Source organism: Sphingomonas sp. AC449 (genome assembly GCF_979253475.1).
The window spans coordinates 58,082-75,019 of the sequence record NZ_CEEDCZ010000010.1 but is presented as its reverse complement, the minus strand read 5'-3'; the positions used below and the strand labels follow the sequence as shown (position 1 = coordinate 75,019).

The 16,938-nt window shown below is 63.0% G+C and carries 10 protein-coding genes; 7 read left to right on the top strand and 3 right to left on the bottom strand.

Going from position 1 to position 16,938, the window contains the following annotated elements; genetic code table 11:
- Positions 1-55: 55 nt before the first annotated feature.
- Positions 56-943 carry a LysR family transcriptional regulator gene (locus AC0CH3_RS14960; RefSeq protein WP_056024010.1) on the bottom strand — a complete coding sequence of 296 codons (888 nt, stop codon included), beginning with the start codon at positions 941-943 and terminating at the stop codon, positions 56-58.
- A gap of 97 nt (positions 944-1,040) precedes the next feature.
- On the opposite strand from AC0CH3_RS14960, the gene AC0CH3_RS14955 reads away from it, so the two are divergent.
- The 7 genes from AC0CH3_RS14955 (at position 1,041) to AC0CH3_RS14925 (ending at position 14,499) form a co-directional block, all read left to right on the top strand.
- Positions 1,041-2,144, top strand: coding sequence for an aldo/keto reductase (locus AC0CH3_RS14955; protein ID WP_354304319.1), 1,104 nt, complete (start codon positions 1,041-1,043; stop codon positions 2,142-2,144).
- A gap of 347 nt (positions 2,145-2,491) precedes the next feature.
- Entirely contained in the window at positions 2,492-5,401 is a 2,910-nt protein-coding gene (locus AC0CH3_RS14950) for a TonB-dependent receptor domain-containing protein (protein ID WP_082446178.1), read from the top strand.
- A gap of 354 nt (positions 5,402-5,755) precedes the next feature.
- Complete coding sequence (locus AC0CH3_RS14945; protein WP_056024013.1) at positions 5,756-7,435, top strand: DUF885 family protein; 1,680 nt, start codon at positions 5,756-5,758, stop codon at positions 7,433-7,435.
- A gap of 463 nt (positions 7,436-7,898) precedes the next feature.
- On the top strand, positions 7,899-8,603 hold the full coding sequence (locus tag AC0CH3_RS14940) for an RNA polymerase sigma factor (protein ID WP_235518150.1): 705 nt from the start codon (positions 7,899-7,901) through the stop codon (positions 8,601-8,603).
- Positions 8,587-9,513 (top strand): FecR family protein, encoded by a 927-nt coding sequence (locus tag AC0CH3_RS14935; RefSeq protein WP_082446180.1) that lies wholly within the window; start codon positions 8,587-8,589, stop codon positions 9,511-9,513. Before AC0CH3_RS14940 ends, AC0CH3_RS14935 begins: the two co-directional genes overlap by 17 nt.
- Positions 9,514-9,606: 93 nt before the next feature.
- On the top strand, positions 9,607-12,399 hold the full coding sequence (locus tag AC0CH3_RS14930) for a TonB-dependent siderophore receptor (RefSeq protein WP_056024019.1): 2,793 nt from the start codon (positions 9,607-9,609) through the stop codon (positions 12,397-12,399).
- Between the two features lie 78 nt (positions 12,400-12,477).
- Complete coding sequence (locus AC0CH3_RS14925; RefSeq protein WP_056024022.1) at positions 12,478-14,499, top strand: hypothetical protein; 2,022 nt, start codon at positions 12,478-12,480, stop codon at positions 14,497-14,499.
- Here the strand turns inward: AC0CH3_RS14925 and AC0CH3_RS14920 are convergent.
- Together AC0CH3_RS14920 and AC0CH3_RS14915 are read right to left on the bottom strand one after the other, a co-directional pair.
- Positions 14,496-15,167 (bottom strand): DUF6445 family protein, encoded by a 672-nt coding sequence (locus AC0CH3_RS14920; RefSeq protein ID WP_056024025.1) that lies wholly within the window; start codon positions 15,165-15,167, stop codon positions 14,496-14,498. The two genes, AC0CH3_RS14925 and AC0CH3_RS14920, sit on opposite strands and share 4 nt — an antisense overlap.
- Positions 15,164-16,672 (bottom strand): tryptophan halogenase family protein, encoded by a 1,509-nt coding sequence (locus AC0CH3_RS14915; protein ID WP_056024028.1) that lies wholly within the window; start codon positions 16,670-16,672, stop codon positions 15,164-15,166. Before AC0CH3_RS14915 ends, AC0CH3_RS14920 begins: the two co-directional genes overlap by 4 nt.
- Positions 16,673-16,938 lie beyond the last annotated feature (266 nt).

Genomic DNA, 16,938 nt, shown 5'->3' with positions numbered 1-16,938 from the left:
TCTTACCGACAGAATACACGATCGGCGCTCCTGGCAGCCTCGCCCGATGCCGGGACTAGGCGCGCATCGCGTCGACAAAGGCTCGGAACGCGACGGTCGGCTGACGCCGGCTTGGATAATAGAGGTGGTTTGGCGGCAGGATCGGCGCCCAACCGGCAAGCACCTCGACGAGTGTGCCATCGACCAGTTGCCGCTCCGCGTGCGGTATCGGCAGACAGGCGATACCGAGCCCGGCCACCGCGGCGTCGCGCATCACGTCGACGTCGTTTGTGACGAAGTCGCCGCGGATGGTGCGCTCGAACGCACGCCCGTCGCGTTCGAATTCCCAGCGGTGAACAATGCCCGACGAGGTGTGCCGGTAACACAGACAACGGTGCGCCTCGAGATCGTCCGGCGCGGCGGGCGGGACGCGATCGGCGAGGTAGATCGGCGAGGCGACGTAGACGAGAGGAACCGGGCCGCTGATGGGGACCGAGATCATGTCTGCCTGCAGCGTCATCGCATGCCGCACACCGCAGTCGAACCGATCGGCGACGATATCGACGAGGCCGTCCTCGACGACAAGCTCGACAGCGACCGCGGGATAGGTGCGCGCGAAATCGGCAAGGCGAGGCAAAATCGCGTAAAGCGCGGCAGGACGATGCGCACTGACACGGATGCGCCCGACCGGCTTCCCGCGATCGCCGTCCAGGTCGCCCAACGCGGTTTCCACCGACTCGATCGCCGGTTTCAGACGGAGTAGCAGGGCTTCGCCCGCCGGGGTCGGCGCGAGCGAGCGCGTGGTCCGGTCGAGCAAGCGGACGCCGATCTTCGTTTCGAGCGATCGCATCGCATGGCTCAGCGCGGATGCCGACAGACCGAGACGCGTTGCCGCGCGCGCAAAGCTGCCCGCCTCAACGATCGCTGCGAACACCGCGAGTCCGGACCAAAGATCGCGATCCATTGCTGAATATCCTTCAGCGACCCATGCGCCGCAGCCCGTCTAATCCTCCGGCGTCTTTGCGTCCATGTTGGACAGGACACAGTGCAGGACGCTTTTGATGACCCTCGAAACCTATCGCTCGCTTGGCCGCTCCGGTCTCCTCGTCAGCCCTCTGGCGCTCGGGACCATGACCTTCGGCACGCCCCGCTGGGGGCTGGACGAAGCCGGCAGCCGCGCCGTGTTCGATCGCTACACCGAACTCGGGGGCAATTTCATCGATACGGCCGACGTCTATGCCGGTGGACGATCAGAGGAGATGGTCGGCGCCTTTGTTGCCGATCGCTCGCTCCGCGACCGGACCGTGATCGCGACCAAATCCGGCTTTGCGACCGGGCGCGGCTTCCATGCCGGTGGCAACGGCGCCCGACACATCCTGGCGGCAGTCGACGGTTCTCTGCGCCGCCTTCGGACGGATTTCATCGATCTCTACTGGGTGCATGTGTGGGACGGGGTTACTCCGGCCGAGGAAATGCTGCGGACGATGACCGCCCTCATCGCGGCGGGCAAGATCCGCTATTGGGGCATGTCCAACACGCCGGCCTGGTATGTCGCCGAGCTCGCGACGCTGGCACGGATGCAGGGACATGCTGGGCCGATCGGGCTCCAGTATTTCTATTCGTTGGTAGAGCGTGGCGTGGAGAACGAGCATATCCCGCTCGCGCGATCGGCAGGGTTGAGCCTCGTGCCGTGGAGTCCCCTCGCCTACGGGCTGCTGACCGGCAAATATGATCGCGCCACGGTTGAGGCAGCGCCGCGGCGGCAGGGTGGCGTCCCCAATCGCGGCGATACTACGGCAACGATGCGGCCCCAGGATGACAAGCGGCTCGACGGCGACAACCCGTTTGGGGACACGCTGTTCACCGACCGGAACTGGCGAATTCTCGACGTGCTCAAGCGCGTCGCCGGAGAGCTTGGTGAGACGCCCGCGCGTGTTGCCCTGGCGTGGGTAGTCGGCCGGCCTGGCGTCGTATCCACCTTGATGGGCGTCAGCCGATCCAAACAGGTTACTGACAACGTTATGGCGCTCGATCTGCATCTGCCGCCGGAGCAGCGCGCCGCGCTCGACGATGCGAGCAGCGGCAACCAGCCATTCCTTTACGGCCTGTTCGAGCCGACAGTGCGAAATCAAGTCGTGTTCGGGGGTGCCGATGTTCGCAGCTAATGAAGGAGGACCCACATTCGGACGTTCAAAGCCTGTTTTTGGATCGCCAGCCTCTGCCGTTCATTCATGTTTACGGTGTCGCCTGTCCGGGCAAAGGAGCGAGGCTTGAAGAGGGCAGGTGACCGGCAAGGTTCCACCGTCGATCCCATACTGCGCTTCTTGGATTGAGAACGCACGATTTGACGCCAGCCATCACCCAAACCGCTTCGCCCCTAAATTCACATGATGTTGCAGATATGCAACGGCCGTTGGAACTTCGCAACAGAGGCACGGCCACAAAAAGACAGTCTATTGCGCCGCAGCACATTTTCCGAGACACCCCCGTTACATAATAAGGGGGCCTAACAATGATGAACCTGACCTTGCTGCGCGCGGGCGTATGCCTGCCTGCCATGCTTCTTGCGGCCGCTGGCGCACACGCGCAGGCGGTCGACGTGGGACCCGCGGCTGCCGTAAGCGCTTCGAACAACGAAGCGGCGGACACGCCCGACGACATCATCGTCACCGGGTCACGCATCCGTCAGAGCCCACTCGAACAGCGCTCCCCTGTCGTCACGCTCGACTCTGCTGCACTTGCACAGACCGGCCTCACCTCGGTGGCGGATATTCTCCAGCGGCTCCCCAGCGCTGCGGGTGGGTTGAACACGAAGGCGAACAATTCAGGAAACATCGGCAACCCGCAGGATGGCGGCGGAGTCGGCGCTGGCTCGGCCGAGATCGACCTGCGATACCTGCTTGCCAAGCGGACGCTCGTGCTGGTCGACGGACTTCGCTACGTCAACGGTGCGTCTGCGAGCGGCATTCCCGGCACGGTCGATCTGAACACCATTCCCAACAGTTCGATCGAGCGGATCGAGGTGCTGCAATCGGGCCAGTCGCCGCTGTACGGCTCGGATGCCATTGCCGGCGTCGTCAACATCATAACCAAGGCCAACCAGCAGGGACTGCGCATGTCCGGCCAGTTCGGTACGTTTCGCGCAGGGGATGGCCATTCCTATAACGGCGACATCAGCTACGGCGTGAAGGGCCCGAACACATCGCTCGTCTTTGGCGCGAGCTACGTTAAGGAAGGCAGCGTCCGTACGAGCGACCGGGCCGGTTCGCAATTCCCCAACCCGGGGCAGACGACCTGCCTCGATCCTCGCGGCGGTTGCTCGGGCGCAGCTCTGGGCGGTCGCATCGTCTTCAACCCTGGCAACGCCATCCGTCCGCAGGGCGGCACGCTCACGGTCCGCCAGAACGGACTGACCAGTCGCGGTGTTTACGATCCAACGCTCGTGGGCGGGGATTTCCGCGCTTTCACCGCCGCGGACCGGTTCAACTTCTCGCCGTTCAACTATTTCCTGACCCCGTCCGAACGCTATGGTGCGTTCGTGAGTTTCAAGGGCGAACTTGGCTCCAATATCAATCTGCGGGTCAAGACGGTGTACAATCACCGCAACTCGCAGAACCAGGCCGCCTTCCTGCCCTTGAACGTTGGCCCCGACGCGGGAACCGGCACGCTCACCGACCGGATCTCGATCGACGCGACCAATCCGTTCAACCCGTTTGGCGTTACGTTGTCAGCCGGTGGCGCCGGCCAACCCCCGGCGAACTATGCCTTGGTCGGACGCCGCCTCGTCGAAGCGGGACAGCGCACCTACAATCAGAGCGTCGACACGATGTCGGTCACCGCGACGCTGGACGGCAAGTTCCAGGTCGGCGGGAAGACGTTCTACTGGGACGTGAACGCGGTCCAGGGCTTCAATGACGCCAAGCAGGTGTTCACGGGCAACATCAATACCCAGCGCCTCGCGCAGGCACTTGGCCCGCTTTCGCAATGCACGGGCGAGTGCGTGCCGTTCAATATCTTCGGTGGTGCCGGTTCGATCACGCCGCAGATGCTGGCCTTTGTCGGCTTCACCGAACGCGCCAAGAGCAACCAGGAATTGCGCGATTACACCGCCAACCTCACGGGTGAACTGTTCGACCTCCCCGCCGGTCCGATCGGCGTCGCGGTCGGCTACGAACATCGCTACCAGAAGGGATCGTTCACTCCCGACGCGTTGATCCAGGCCGGCTTCGGCGCTGACATTCCCGCTCAAGCGGCCAGCGGCGCGTTCAACTCTGACGAGCTCTACGGCGAAATCCGCGTGCCGCTGCTGAAGGACGTGCCGTTCTTCAGTTCGCTGGAAGCCTCGGGCGCGGTTCGCCATGTGAACTATTCGATCAGTGGGAGTAACACCACCTATACCGGTACAGGGCTTTGGAAGCCGATCCCGGATCTGCTGCTGCGCGCCTCCTATGCCACGGGATTCCGTGCGCCCAGCATAGGCGAGTTGTTCGGCGCGCAGTCGCGTTCCGATATCGGCATCCCCGATCCGTGCAGCAACATCGCCGGCTCCCGTTATCAGGCTTCCGCCACGGTGCGGACCAACTGCGCGGCCAACGGCGTTCCCACGAACGGCAGCTATCAGGAGCCGACGGGCCAGCTTGGCGTGACGACCGGCGGCAACAGGGCGCTCGCGCCGGAAACCTCGAAGACGTGGCTGTTCGGCGGCGTGCTCAGCCCGGCGTTCATGCGCGAAAGCGGCCTTGCCAGCCAGTTCGCGGTGGAAGCCAATTATTACGACATCAAGGTATCGGGGGCGATCGCCTCGACCAACCCGCAGGTGACGTTGGCGCGGTGTTCCGAAGCGGGCGACGCGCTGAGCTGCGCGAACGTGGTGCGCAGCAGCAGCGGGCGTATTTCGAGCATCGTCGGCTTGTTGCAGAACATCGGGCAGATCCGGACGCGCGGCATCGACCTGACGCTTAACTACCGTTCGCCGCAGACCGGTGCGGGCATCTTCGGCCTGTCGCTGAACGGCAACCACCTCATGAAGTACAGCGAGACGACGCCAACCTCGACGGGGTTCAGTGCGATCAGCTATCGCGGCACTACCCGCGGTTCACCAGACCAGTCCTATCCCAAGTTCAAGGGAACGGGTGTCGTCAGCTGGAGCATCGCCGACGTCGAGGCGTCGTTCACCGGCCGTTACATCAACCATGTCCGGGAGAATACGGGCGCCCGGCTGGACAACACCTTCTACGGTGACGTGCAGCTGACCTTCTCGCCCGCCTTCCTGGACAGAAAGTTTGATTTCACGGCAGGCGTGCGCAACGTGTTCAACCAGGATCCGCCGGCGTGCACCACCTGTACCGGTCCGAACTACGATCCCACCACCTATGATGTCCCGGGGCAGTTCGGCTATCTGCGCCTCTCTTACCGGATGTGATACGGCCGTCGGATAGCTCAGGTGACCTTGGATAGCCTGACCGCACTTCGAGGAAGGACGTCGTGCCTTCCTCGAAGTCCGAACGACCTGCATTCGTCCGGCATTTGTCCAAGGATAACATTTGGCGCGAACTGTGCCTTTCCTTGGACATCGGGCACTGACATGACCGCTACAACGCTTGTTGAAAAATGCCGTTTTTTGGATCATGCAACATCTGCAAAACAGCAGCGGCTGTACTTGCAGATCTGCTTCAAACCGGACTCTTTGCCGCGCATCTAGACAGTGATCGGCAATGATGGCGCGGCCGTCAAACGGACTGCCGGGCTTCACAATGCGAGAGGAGGGCGACCCAAAATGCGGCTATGGACCTGGATCATCGGCCTGGGGTGTCTTGCCGGGCTGGCGACGGCACCCGCCGCGGCAACGCCCGATCGCACGCCACCGCCTGCGGCACTGGTCCGCCTGTTCGACGCGTGGCGCGCAGCCGCCGCACCGCCGCGACGGGATGGCGTCGCCGACTTCAGTTCGGCCGCGCTGGCCGGGCAGGCTGCGGAACTTCGCCGGTTGAAGCATCGCCTCGCGGCCCTCGATCGCGCGGGCTGGCGCCCGGCAGCCGTCGCCGATGCCGCCCTGATCGAAGCCGAGATGAACGGTCTGGATTTCGATCTGCGCGTGCGCCAGCCTTGGGCGCGCGATCCGAGCTATTACGCCACGGTTTTCGGTGAGGAAAGCGACGTCCCGGCGCATGAAGGACCATCCGCCGATGCGATCGACCTGTTCCGCTACGGCTACCCACTGGCCCCAGGCGACGCCCGCGATCTTACCAAGCGGCTCGCGGGTGTGCCCGTGTTGCTGGCACGTGCTCGGGTCACATTAGCGGACGGCAATGCCGCAGACCTGTGGCGCTACGCCGGTCGCGCGCTGGACGAACAGGCCGATGTGCTGGCTGCGCTGGCCGCCGGCACGCTGACGATGCGGACAATCGACGGGCCGAAGCGGGGCACGCTGGCCGGTGCCGGCGCGCCAGTACGCACCGCCGCCCTCGCCGCCGAGGCAGCAACCCGTGAATTTGCGCGCTGGGTCGCCGTGCAGGCACCGACGAAGACCGGCTCGTCGGGAATCGGGAAGGTTAACTACGACTGGTATATGAAGCACGTTCAGCTCGTGCCGTATGACTGGGACGAGCAGGTCGTGCTGCTACAGCGCGAACTCGATCGCGCTTGGGCCGGACTGGCGATGGAACAGGTGCGCAACCGTTCCCTCCCCCCGGTGACCGCGATGACCGACCCCGCCGCCTATCGCAGCTTCGCGGCCGAGCGGATGAAATACTTCACCGATTTCGTCATTGGCGTTGGCTTCGTGCCCGATCGACCCTTTTACCGAGGGGCGCTGGCCGCACAGACGGTCGATTATATACCGCCTGCAAGGCGTAACTTCTTCCATCACGTCACCGCGCTCGATCCGCGTCCGCTCTATGCGCACGACATCCATTGGGTCGAACTGGCGCGGATCAGGCAGGAACCGCACCCGGACCCGATCAGACGGACGGCGCCTCTCTTCAACATCTTTGCCGCGCGTTCGGAAGGGTTCGCCACCGCGTTCGAGGAACTGACGATGCAGGCCGGCCTGTACGACGATAGCCCGCGCGGTCGCGAGCTTGTCTGGATCATGCTCGCCAACCGCGCCGCGCGCGGGCTCGCTTCGCTGCACGTTCAAGCAAACACAATCGATCTCGCGGCTGCTGGCCGCTTTCATGCAGCATGGACGCCACGCGGCTGGTCCGATCCCGACAATGTGCTCGTCGGCTTCGAACAGCTCCTCTACCTGCGCCAGCCAGGCTACGGCACCAGCTACGTCACGGGCAAGCTGTTGCTCGATGCCCGCATCGCTGCATTTTCGCAGGAGGCGGACCGTGCCCATCGTACGCCACCATCTGCCGCCGCGATGCTGTCCGACATCGCGGACCAGGGCATTCTGCCTTGGCCGCTGCTAGCGCAGCCGTCGGGCGACTCCACGCAAGCTGAAGGGAAGTAAGGTGACCGAGAACGAGGGTGTCCCATCCATCAATTGAGCGGAGTTTACGGCTCTATTTGATTCGCCCACAGCTTGAGGGACACCCATTGATCGGTAACTCAACCCCGATTTGGGAAGTGTAGCTCTCCAGAATGGACCCACAAGTGGACACTCACGAGCCATTTCCTCTTTCCACATTTCTGCCGTTCGTTCATCTTCAGCCTGCACGAAATGTCGCCGATTTTCGAACTCAGAGCGGCTTTGTACGCGAGAGCCATCCCGTCCAATGGTCATGCCTGAGTGAGACGCATTCGATCTATCAGCGGTGTGGATGAGCGTCGAAAGCGAGCCCCTGCAGCTAGGGAAACAACCGACTGCAATCTTTTGAAAAATGTCGGTCAGGAAAGGGTTCTGATCGGCGCCGATCTTGTCCCCTACCATGTAGGTTTTCGAGGTAGTTCCATTAAATTAGCGATACTTTGCCATGGCAGAGCTTTCGACGCCTATCCACAACCGGCGCCATCGAATGATGGGAGCACAGATCTGGTCTTCGCTCGGTAAAATCGTGACGGAAATATCGGGGCCATGCATCTATGTTGTGGTCAGGAGTGAAATGAGGCACGTAACTACCGAACTCGTAAACTGGGTTGCCCAGCGGATTCTGCCGCATGAGCCCGAGTTGCGACGGTGGCTCCGGGCCGGATTTCCTGGCGTTGATGTCGATGATGTCGTCCAGGAAGCCTATTGCCGGTTGGCCGCGTTGGCAGATTTCAAGCGTGTAGAGGATCCGCGTCGTTATCTGTTTCAGACAGCACGCAACGTGGTTCTGACCGAGCTACGCAGGGCTCGCGTCGTGCGTATTGAGGCCGTTGGAACCATTGCCGATCTCGAGCTTGCGCTAGCTGCCGACCATCTGTCACCTGAACGTATCGTCGCAGGGCGGGGACTATTAGCGAAAGTCGAACATCTTCTAGCCGCGCTTCCAGAGCGAAGCCGAACCATCTTTCGCATGCGAAAGGTCGAAGGACTGTCGCAACGGCATATCGCAGAAGAATTGGGCGTGACTGAGATGATCGTTGAGAACGATCTGGCACGGGGATTAAAAGTTATCCTTAGTGGCCTTTCAACAGATGACAGGGCAGACTTGCCATCGCGAAACGAAAGGAACCGCAATGCGCGACCATCCTGACGCTATCGACGTTGCTGCAGCGCGGTGGGTCGCGCGGCTGGATCGCGCACCAGACGATGCGAACTTGGCAGGCGAGATCGACCGTTGGTGTGCAGAACATCCGCGCCACGTTGGTGCCTTGCTGCGTGCCCGTGCTGTTTGGAGTGGGTTGGACGCGGCCGATGCCCGCATAGTAGAGAGACCGTTATTCTCTCGTCGGCGAGTACTGACGGTCAGCGGGGGCTTAGCGGTTGCTGCCGCGGCCTTAGGCGTGGTCTGGCTAGAAACGCACCGCAGTATGGGCATAGAAACAGCTGTCGGTGAACGCCGTCTAGCCAGGCTTGAAGACGGATCAACCATCGTTCTCAACACCGCTAGCCGGACTCGTGTGCGAATGACGCCGGAGCAGCGGTCGGTAGCGCTTGACGATGGCGAGGCCTGGTTCGCGGTAGCAACGGATCATGCTCGACCGTTTGTGGTCTCTGCGGGCGACGTGCGGGTTCGTGCGGTTGGAACGGCCTTCGCGGTTCGCCGTTATCTGGGCCGCGCTGAGGTGACGGTAACGGAAGGGCGTGTTCGAGTCTGGTCGGTTGCTGCCCCAGAACGCTTCGTCATGTTAAGCGCTGGCAAGCAAGCAAGCGTAGCAGATGTGTCCGGTACCGCCGAAACCGTCGTCGCAAATGCGAAGCCCGCCGAGTCATTAGCCTGGCGACAGGGTGAAATCATACTCGATGGTATGACTTTTGGCGACGCTGCAGCCGAGTTCAACCGGTACAATAGGCGACAATTATCCGTCGATACACAACTAGCCGAGCGCAGGATCGTGGGTTGGTTTCGCACCGATGATCTGGACGGGTTCGCACGCGCGGCTGCGATAATGACGGGTGCGAAGATCGAGAGAGACGGCACTGATTTACGGATCGTAAAATAAATCTCGCAAATCCTGACGGAAACAGGAGCGCGACGCATCTTCCCTGCAGACGCGCTAAAGACGCGGTCGGCAGATCGTAAGGGGAGGATTATAATGCGTTCGCAGTTCTATATGGGCCTTATGTTGACCAGCGTCGCGGTTGCCGCATCGCCAGCAGTTGCTTTCGGACAGACCCGAAACTTTGATGTCGCCGCCCAGTCGGCATCGACCGGTATCGTCGCATTCGCACGCCAGGCGGGCATCCAGATCATTGCGCCTGAAGACGCTACGCGCGGTCGACGGATCGTCGCAATCAAAGGCAATCTTGCAGTCGCCGACGGCCTCCGCCAGATCGCTAACGCCTCCGGTCTCAAGATCGTGTCATTCAATGGCCGCACGGCTGTGCTCGCGACTGGGGTTATGGCGGCACCCCGCTCGACAACTCAAGTATCAACCGCAGTTGCGCAGGATACAACCGCTCCAACTGCGGTGGGCGCATCTGATGAGAACGCGGACATAGTCGTCACGGGGCAAACATCCCGTAATCGAGCTCTAATAACATCGTCAGCTGATATTACGCTAGCGTCGCGCGCCGATATCGACCGCAAGGCTCCGCGGTCGACCGCGGATATGCTTGAACTTATCCCCGGCATTTTCGTCGAGTCGACCGCGGGCGCCGTATCGAACAATTATTCGGTGCGCGGCCTGCAAGGTGGCGGCCAGCGCTTCATCCAGCTGGAAGAGGACGGCATACCGATCCTGTACAGCGGCGGCGGTGCCGACTTCTTCTTCGACCAGGACCTGACGATCGATCGCCTCGAAGCGGTAAAGGGTGGCTCGTCAGGCGTATTGACCGTCAATGGTGCCGGCGCGACGATCAACTTCATTTCCAAGACGCCGAACTTCACGCGTACCGAAGCGATGGCGCGCGGCAGCTACTACAATTACGGCCAGAAGCGCGGCGAACTGTACCTGTCGTCGCCCATCACCGACAAGCTGGCGTTCAACGTCGGCGGCTATTTCCAGTCGAGCCCTGGCGTGCGCGACAACCCGTTCGACTATCGCGGCTGGCGCATCAAGGGCGCGCTGGAATATCGCCCCGAGGCCGGTGGCTATATCCGCATCTCCGCCAAGGGCGGCGATATCGAGAATGCCTTTTACGCGGATCAGCCGTACCGCTTCATTGATGGCGAGCCGAGCGGTATCCCGAGCCTCAGCACCCAGTTCGGCAATGTCGGCGGTGATGCGTTCAAGAGCATCCAAGTCCCGGTCTCGACTTTCGCGAATCCTAGCGGCTTCCGCGAATTCCGCTATCAGGATGGCATCAAGGCGAAGACTGCTCAGTTCCGCATCGACATGGAAACGCCGGTCAGCGACAGCGTCAACCTGTTCCTCCACAGTCGCTACCTGAAATACTCTTACGACTTCAACGGCCTGTTCCCCGGCTCGGGCACCGGGAACGCCGGTCTGACCAGCGCCGTCAACTATCTGACGCCCGGCGCCGGTTCGCCGATCAACGACCTGCTGACCGCGGGGCGAACGGCGTTTCCGACCGCGACGCGCTTCGGCATCCGCAACCTGCGGACCGGCACGGTGCTGGGCAGCAACCAGACCACGGACCTGAATGCGCTGAACGGCAACGGCTTCCTCCAGCGCACAACGCTCAACCACGATTACATCGACGGCAAGGATTTCGGTCTCAACGGCGGCGGCACGTGGGAATATGAGAGCGGCGGCTTCAAGAACTCGCTGACCGTCGGCGCGATGTATTACGACGTGACACGCGAGCAGGACCAGTCGGCGACGGCAAGCGTCGTCAACGACGTGCGGTCGAACAGCGACATCTACGACATCGTCGCGCTGAACGCGGCTAATGGCGTCGTCGGTACGCTGTCCGATAACGGCCTGGTTTCGTATGGCGACTGGGGCGCTGGCATCCGCACGCGCAAGGACTCCACCGTCTCGTTTTATGCCAATGACGAACTGTCGATCGGCGACCTACATCTCGACGGCGGCATCCGCTGGGAGCGCGACTCTGCGACGTTCCTGGACGGTCAGGCAGCGGCGGTGAACCAGCCGGTGCAGCCAAACGTGCCCGGGCTCATCCGCACGGTCGGATCGACCTTCGACGGGACCTTTGCACGGACGCAGCGGACGCAGTCGAAGGCAGCGTACACCGCCGGCGCGAACTATCAGTTCACGCCGAACCTCGCGATCTACGCGCGCTATGCGAACGGTTTCCAGACCAACAATACCGATCCTATCACGACGATCGAGCTGTACGAGGCTGGTGTCCGCTATCAATACCAGCGCTTCATCAGCGGCTCGGCGACCGTTTTCCAGACCAACTTCAAAAACCAGAACTATAACTTCGCCAACCCGACCAACCCATCGCAACAGCAGAACATCAACGCCGACCTGCGCACGCGCGGCGTCGAAGTGGATGTGAACGTCCGTCCGATCACGTGGTTCTCGGTGGATTTCCAGGGCGTGTTCCAGCAACCCAAGCTGCTCAACCTCGAGATCGACGGCGTTAGCCAAGGTGCGCAGTACGAAGGCAACCGCCCCGAACGCACGCCCGCCAAGCTGTTCACGATCACGCCAGCGATCAAGCTGCCGAATGGCTTTGGCGAAGTGTACGGTCGCTACAAATATGTCGGGCGCATTTTCGCCGATGCCGGCAACGGGGTCGCGCTCCCCAGCTACGGCGTGACCAGCGCGGGGATCACGATCAACGTCAACGACCGGATCCAGGCGAACTTCAACGCCGACAACATCTTCAACGTCGTTGGCCTGACCGAGGGCAATCCGCGGCAGGGCCAGACACAGGCGGTAACCGATGGCTATTTCTATGCCCGCGGCATTGTCGGCACGACCTATGGCGGATCGGTCACGCTAAAATTCTGATCGACCGACGATGTGAGGGTTCAAACGGGGCGGCGAGCAGGCAACTGTTCTGCCGCCCCTTTTCGCGGAGTGACAATTATGACGACGATAGCGCGCATGGCGATGGCGGGTGGCCTCGCACTCCTCACCTGCGCCGCGGCGCCGATCACGGCTCGACCGGAGCTTGCGTATCAGTTGACCGAAGGAAAGAACCTCAACGCCTTCGTCCGCGACAAGGCGGTGGCGGCGCATGTCCTGCTGCGCAACGGTGACGATCCGCGCATCCTGGTAGCGTTTCCCGCGGGCAACAGCGGTGTCGGCCTGTGGTTCGCGAACACCGCACGTCCCGTGACCTGGCGGCTGGACCAAGCACCGCTACCGCTGAACCGCGGAAGCCTGCACGGCATCGTCGCGGTAGCGACCGCCGATGCGGCGCGGTTGGTTCCAAAGCAGGCGGTGTTGTCCAACATCCGCTTCCTGCGCGACTATCAGGCGGTCAGTACGTTTCCTGCGGAGCTCGCCGCGACGTCGGTAATCGCCGGGGACACAATCACGTGGCGCCGCAAGCGGCTCGACGGCGCGGCAGGCTATGAACTGACGCTGCGGGTTGTCGAGGGGCGGATCGACCAGGGCGCGATCATTGCTGGCGCGAACGGGCAAATCCGGTTGGAGATCACGGCGCTGACCGGCGACGGACCGCTGACCCCGATCCCGGCGGCGGAGTTGCTCAATGCGACAGCGGCCGCCGATCCCGCTGCGCGCAACGCGCTTGCGTTTCTCAGCTACCGGGAGAAGTTCCTGGCGGGTTCCTGGCGCTTCGATACCTATTTCGGGCGCGACACGCTGATGTCGTTGCGGCTGCTAATGCCGGCGCTCAAACCCATCGCGATTGAGTCGGGCCTCAATGCGGTCATCGCGCGATTGTCACCCGGCGGCGAAGTCGCGCATGAAGAAGGGATCGGTGAATTTGCGATCCTCGCCAATCGCAAGGCGGGCCGCAGCGGTGACGCCGCCGAACTCGACTATGGCATGGTCGACGACGATTACATGCTCGGGCCGGTCGCCGCCGACTATCTGCTCGGGGCGGGCAAGCAGCGCGCGTCCGCCTATCTGGCCGCACCCCTCGCGAGCGAGAGCCAGCCGGGGCGCGGCGAGACGGTCGGTGCGGCGCTGGTCCGCAATCTCCGCTTCGTGCTGGCGCAGGCGAATGCGTTCGCCGCAGCCCCATCGGCCCGCAACCTCGTCACGATCAAGCCCGGACGGATGACCGGCGAGTGGCGGGACAGCGAGGAAGGCCTCGGCCGCGGCATTTACGCGTATGACGTGAACGCCGCTCTAGTCCCCGCGGCGATCGAAGCGGCAGACCGCCTCGCGCAGGCCGGACTACTCGACAGATATCTGTCGGCGGGCGATCGCGCGGCGTTTGGGCGGGCCGGCACGATGGCCGAAGTCTGGCGGACAAAGGCACCCGCGCTGTTCCGCGTCGAAATTCCTGCTGCAACGGCCGCGGCGGACGTGCGGCGCTATGCGGCGACCCTTGGCGTGCCCGCAGCACCGGCGCTGGCAGCACTGGGCAAGGCCCCCGTCGTATTTCATGCGCTATCTTTGGGCGCCGATGGCGAGCCGGTTAAGATCGTCAATTCGGACGAGGGCTTTGCGCTGTTGTTCGGGCGACCGTCGTCAATCGATCTCGATACCTTTGTGGGCGGGATCATGCAGCCCTTCCCGGCGGGTCTGATGACCGACATCGGCTTGCTGGTAGCTAATCCGGCGTTCGCCGATGGGGCGGCACAGGCGCGCTTTACGCCCGCGGCATATCACGGCGCAGTCGTCTGGTCGTGGCAGCAGGCGTTGCTGGCGGCGGGGCTTGAACGCCAGTTGCAGCGGACTGACCTGCCCGCGGCGACCCGGACGCGGCTCAGGACGGCACAGGCGGCGTTGTGGCGCGCAATCGCGGCAGGCAGGACGATCCGCGGATCGGAACTCTGGTCTTGGGCGTACAAGGACGGCGGCTACCGCATCGTCGCATTCGGCGCGGGCAAGGCCGATGTCGACGAATCGAACGCGGCGCAATTATGGAGCACGGTCTATCTGGCCGTGCAGCCGCCCGGAACTCGCTAACCGGCGAAGAAGCCAGTGATCGTCAGGCGTCCGGTTTGCGGGTCGGACGCCAGCGACACGCCGTCCGCGATCTCACCCGAATGCAGCAGGCTGCTGCGATACAGCAGCGCACGATTGTACACGCCGTCGATGCGCGCGATCCGTTCGAACAGCTGCGTGTCACCGGCGATATAGGACTCGGGTGCGCCGTGCCTCACCAGATCCCGGTTAAGCGCGGCGAAATAAGTATCGCGGCGACTGGCGTCGATCGTCTCGAACCCGGTCGAACGATGCCGGTAGAACGCGGTACCGCCGGTTTCGTCGGGCACGAGATAATGGATCAGCGCCAGCCGTCCAGGCTCCACCGCATCAACGTGCGGCAGGCGTTGCTCGATCGACAGCGCGGACGGCGCCATCGTCACGATCGAGAAGCGCGCCTCCAGCAGCGACAGCCCGGCCGACATCCCAAAAACCTGCTTCGCGATCGTCGCGATGAGCGCCCCTTGATCGCGCATATAGCTATTGGGAAGCGACGCGGCGATGCCGGGGTAATGTCGTCCTGCCGGGCCATAATCCTGCGTCGCGGCAAAAACTCGCAGCGCGTGGGGATCGGGGACGAAGTGGTCGATGACGATCACCGGCTCCCCTTCCTTACCGATACGCCGCGCCCGCACGTCGGGCGTCGTCATCTCCCGGCAACCTGCGGGGCAACGAGCGCTGCGATGGCCGCGTCATGCAAGGGCAGCGTGGGCGTCGCGCGCGCGATGACCGTCTCGATCTGGTTGAGCTGGCGGCGGTTTGTCGCCGCATCGAGGGTATCGGCCAACGGCGCATGGCCCAAGGCGCCCACCCCCTGCCCCTCCAGCACCGCGAGCCAGCTTGCCTCGCGGAACAGTTCGTCGGCACTCAACATCAGACGTCCGGCGCGCGTATATTGCGCCATCTTGTCGACCAGCGTGGGAGGCGGCGTCATATGGCGAGTGTGTTGCCAGAGCGGCGCGTCATGGCCCTGCGTGGCGTGATAGTGCAGGATCAGAAAGTCGCGGATGCCGTCCATGTCACGTGCGAACAGCGTGTTGAACTGACGCGCCAGTACGGGGTCGCAATCGGCATCCGGGAACAGCGTGATGAGCTTGGCGATACCGCTCTGGATCAGGTGGATACTGGTCGACTCGAGCGGCTCGAGGAACCCAGATGACAGCCCGATCGCGACGACATTGCCGCGCCATGCCTCGCGCCGGAATCCTGCGGTGAAGCGAAGCATGCGTGGATCCGCCAGCGCTTCGCCGTCGAGGTTGGAGAGCAGGGTCGCCACCGCCTCGTCGTCCGACACGAAGCTGCTCGCATAGACATAGCCGTTGCCGGTGCGGTGCTGGAGCGGGATCCGCCACTGCCACCCGGCGGGGCGCAGCGTCGACCGCGTGAACGGCGTCGTTGCGGCGATGCGCGCGCACGGCACGGCGACTGCGCGATCGCAGGGCAGCCAATGCGACCAGTCCTCGAACCGAGCGCCCATCGTCTCGCCGATAAGCAGCGCACGGAAGCCTGAGCAGTCGATGAAAAGATCGCCCTCCAATCGTTCACCCCGGTCGCTCGTCAAAGCGGTCACGAAGCCCGTGTCGGGATCACGCTTGATGTCGCGTAACAGGCCCTCGTGTCGGACGACACCGCGTTTTTCGGCAAGTTGGCGCAGGTGGCGGGCGTATAGGCTGGCGTCAAAATGATAGGCATAGCCGAGCGTCGACAGGATCGACCGCGGATCGTCCACGGGCTTCGCGAAGCGGCCGACGGCGGCAAGCTGCGCGGCGAGTGAATAGGTTGAGAGCGACCGATCGAGCCCATCCCCCTTGGCCCGCAACCAGTGCTGATGGAACGGTACTGGTCCAAGATCGACGCCGTAGCGACCAAACGGGTGGAAATACCGCGTGCCGGGTCGCGCCCAATCGACGAATTCGATGCCGAGCTTGAAACTCGCTTTCGTCGCCGCGACGAACGCCTCCTCGTCTAGTCCGATCAACTGGTTGAACCAGTGGATCGTCGGGATAGTCGCTTCGCCGACACCGATGGTGCCGATTGCGTCAGATTCGAGGATGCTGATCTTGACCAGGTCGCCGAACGTGGCGCTCATGGCCGCGGCGGTCATCCACCCCGCGGTTCCTCCGCCAAGGATTACAAGACGTTGCACGCGCTTCATGCCACGCAGTCCTGCGCAATTTCTCTTGGATAGCAAGCTGCTTCCTTACTCATGCCGGCGCGACGGTTAGCGTCGATAGGTACAGTCCCGGTTGGCCAGCGGCGTTCTGGCGGCGCGTGATCGATCACTCGCGTAGACTGGCAGCGCGCACGCAGCGGGTCAGTCCTTCGGGTCCGTGAAGGGACCCACTTCCAGACACTCGCGGCCGCCAGCGCCCTCCCCACCTTCGGACGTTCGTTCAGCCTGAGCACGGAACGTTGTTGCCT

What these genes read in the sequence shown, in the direction of transcription:
- AC0CH3_RS14945 (WP_056024013.1), top strand. Translation starts at nt 5,756, where the DNA reads ATGCGGCTATGGACCTGGATCATCGGCCTGGGGTGTCTTGCCGGGCTG.
- AC0CH3_RS14960 (WP_056024010.1), bottom strand. Translation starts at nt 943, where the DNA reads ATGGATCGCGATCTTTGGTCCGGACTCGCGGTGTTCGCAGCGATCGTT.
- AC0CH3_RS14955 (WP_354304319.1), top strand. Translation starts at nt 1,041, where the DNA reads ATGACCCTCGAAACCTATCGCTCGCTTGGCCGCTCCGGTCTCCTCGTC.
- AC0CH3_RS14950 (WP_082446178.1), top strand. Translation starts at nt 2,492, where the DNA reads ATGATGAACCTGACCTTGCTGCGCGCGGGCGTATGCCTGCCTGCCATG.
- AC0CH3_RS14925 (WP_056024022.1), top strand. Translation starts at nt 12,478, where the DNA reads ATGACGACGATAGCGCGCATGGCGATGGCGGGTGGCCTCGCACTCCTC.
- AC0CH3_RS14915 (WP_056024028.1), bottom strand. Translation starts at nt 16,672, where the DNA reads ATGAAGCGCGTGCAACGTCTTGTAATCCTTGGCGGAGGAACCGCGGGG.
- AC0CH3_RS14920 (WP_056024025.1), bottom strand. Translation starts at nt 15,167, where the DNA reads ATGACGACGCCCGACGTGCGGGCGCGGCGTATCGGTAAGGAAGGGGAG.
- AC0CH3_RS14940 (WP_235518150.1), top strand. Translation starts at nt 7,899, where the DNA reads ATGGCAGAGCTTTCGACGCCTATCCACAACCGGCGCCATCGAATGATG.
- AC0CH3_RS14935 (WP_082446180.1), top strand. Translation starts at nt 8,587, where the DNA reads ATGCGCGACCATCCTGACGCTATCGACGTTGCTGCAGCGCGGTGGGTC.
- AC0CH3_RS14930 (WP_056024019.1), top strand. Translation starts at nt 9,607, where the DNA reads ATGCGTTCGCAGTTCTATATGGGCCTTATGTTGACCAGCGTCGCGGTT.